3 protein-coding genes are annotated in these 2,195 nt (G+C 74.2%); all 3 read left to right on the plus strand.

The genetic code is table 11. The features are described 5' to 3' along the window. Positions 1 to 409: SDR family NAD(P)-dependent oxidoreductase (locus B7767_RS23520; RefSeq protein ID WP_143652604.1), on the plus strand; the 409-nt coding region annotated here is incomplete at its 5' end. Positions 410 to 449: 40 nt separating this feature from the next. Then, positions 450 to 941 carry a nuclear transport factor 2 family protein gene (locus B7767_RS23525; RefSeq protein WP_179167255.1) on the plus strand — a complete coding sequence of 164 codons (492 nt, stop codon included), beginning with the start codon at positions 450 to 452 and terminating at the stop codon, positions 939 to 941. A gap of 49 nt (positions 942 to 990) precedes the next feature. Continuing rightward, positions 991 to 2,195 (plus strand): MFS transporter (locus B7767_RS23530; protein WP_085573947.1); only part of this gene is annotated, 1,205 nt, incomplete at its 3' end.

Here is a 2,195-nt window from a genome sequence, read left to right on the forward strand (position 1 = left end):
GTTCTTCGAGGTCGACGAGGCCACCTGGCGGGAGGCCCTCGACGTGAACCTGATGGGCGCCTTCCACACCTGCCAGGTCTTCGTGCCGGCGATGGCACGGCGTGGCTGGGGCCGGGTGGTGAACGTCTCCTCCGGGCTGGGGGCCATGACCGACAACGTGCCGTCGCCCGCCGCGTACGGCGTCTCCAAGGCCGCGCTCAACGCGCTGACGCTGGTGGTGTCGTCCGCCGCCGGGCCCGCGGTGAAGGTCAACGCCGTCTGCCCCGGCTGGGTGCGCACCGACATGGGCGGGTCCTGGGCGCCCACCGGCGTCGAGAAGGGCGCCGACACGGTGACCTGGCTGGCCACGCTCCCCGACTCCGGGCCCACCGGCGGGTTCTTCCGCAACCGGCGGAGGATCCCGTGGTGACCCGGTGCCGTCCCCGGTCCTTACAGACAAGGAGAGTGCCGTGAGGCACCGCATACTGCTCCCGCTCGCCCTGGCCGCCGCCCTGTTGACGGCGTGCTCGGACTCGGACTCGGACCCGGACTCCGGTTCCGCCGCCCCGCAGACCTCGAAGGCCCCGGCCGCCGGCCGCTCGGCGGACGGCGCCCCGTCGCCGCAGGAGGCCGCCGCCGGCGGGGAGGAGGTCCCCTCCGCCGCGCAGGCGTACGTCGACGCGGTGGCCGCCGAGGACCTGGACGCCCTGGTCGACGCCTTCCACCCGGACGCCCGGCTCATCGACGTCGGCCGGGAGTTCAACGGCCGGGACGAGATCCGCGACTGGGCCGACGACGAGGTGATCGGCGGGCGGCTCACCGTCCTGAAGAACACGCCCAAGCCGGGCGGCACCACCCTGCTCGTCCGCTTCGCCCCCGGCGGGACCGGCGGCTTCGAGGCCAACTACGAGTTCGACGTGCGCGACGGCCGGATCGCCGAGCTCAACCTGCAGTACGCCTGACCGGCGCCCCCACCCCACCCCGTCACCGAGTCGAAGGAAGGGCTCACCCATGAGTACCGCCACCGCAACCGAGCCCGGCGCGCGGCGCAGCAGGCTCGCACTCGCCTCCCTGGGCCTGGGGGCGTTCGTCATCGGCACCGCCGAACTGGTCATCGTCGGTGTCCTCGGCCTGATCGCCGACGACCTGGACGTGTCCCTCAGCACGGCGGGCCTGCTGGTCACCGCCTACGCCCTCGGCATCTCCATCGGCGGTCCGCTCATCACCGCGGCGACCATCCGCATGCCCCGGCGCGTCCTGCTGTGGTCCGCCCTCGGCGTGTTCGTCCTCGGCAACCTGGTGGCCGTCTTCGCCGGGGCGTTCGGGCTGCTGATCGTCGCCCGTGCGCTGTGCGGCGCGCTGCACGGTCTGTTCCTGGGCGCGGCCTCCGCGGTGGCGACCGGCCTGGTCGCCCCGGAACACCGGGGTCAGGCCGTCGGCCTGGTCTTCGGCGGCATCTCCGTGTCGACCGTGCTCGGTGTCCCCCTCGGTACGCTGCTCGGGCAGGGGCTCGGCTGGCAGGCCACCTTCGCCGGTGTCGTCGTCCTGGGCGTCCTCGCGCTGGCCGCGATCCTGGCGTTCGTGCCGTCCGTGCACGGCAGCGGCTCCGGCGGCCTCGCCGCCCAGGCCCGGCACGCCTTCCACCCGCGGGTCCTGGCCATGCTGGCGGCCGGGGTGCTGCTGATGGGCTCGCAGTTCGTCGCCTTCACCTACCTCGCCCCCTTCCTGGAGGACGTCACCGGCATCTCCGGCGGCGCGGTGAGCGCGTTCCTGCTGGTCTTCGGCGTGTTCAGCGCGATCGGCACGATCGCCGGAGGGCGGTTCGCCGACATCAACGCCTCCCTGACGCTCTTCGTCGGCAACCTGGTCCTGATCGTGGCGCTGCTCGGCCTGTACACCTTCGGCGGCAACGCCCTCCTCGTCGGCCTGGCCCTGGCCGGCTGGGGCATCGTCGGCTTCGGCGTCACCCCCTCGCTCCAGCTCCGGGTCATCTCGCTGGCCGGTGAGGGCGGCGACCTGGCGGCGACCCTGGGCGCCTCCGCGGCCAACGTCGGCGTCGCCTCCGGCGCGGCCGTCGGCGGCTGGGCGCTCGACGCCTACGGTGTCGCCGACGTGCCCCTGGTCGCTCTGATCGCGGCGGTGATCGCCCTGCCCGCCGTGTGGGGCACCCGCTTCCTCACGGTCCCGGACGCCCCGGCCGCCGCGCCCGCGGCCGA

Source organism: Streptomyces sp. 13-12-16, assembly GCF_002114215.1.
GTDB lineage: Bacteria > Actinomycetota > Actinomycetes > Streptomycetales > Streptomycetaceae > Streptomyces.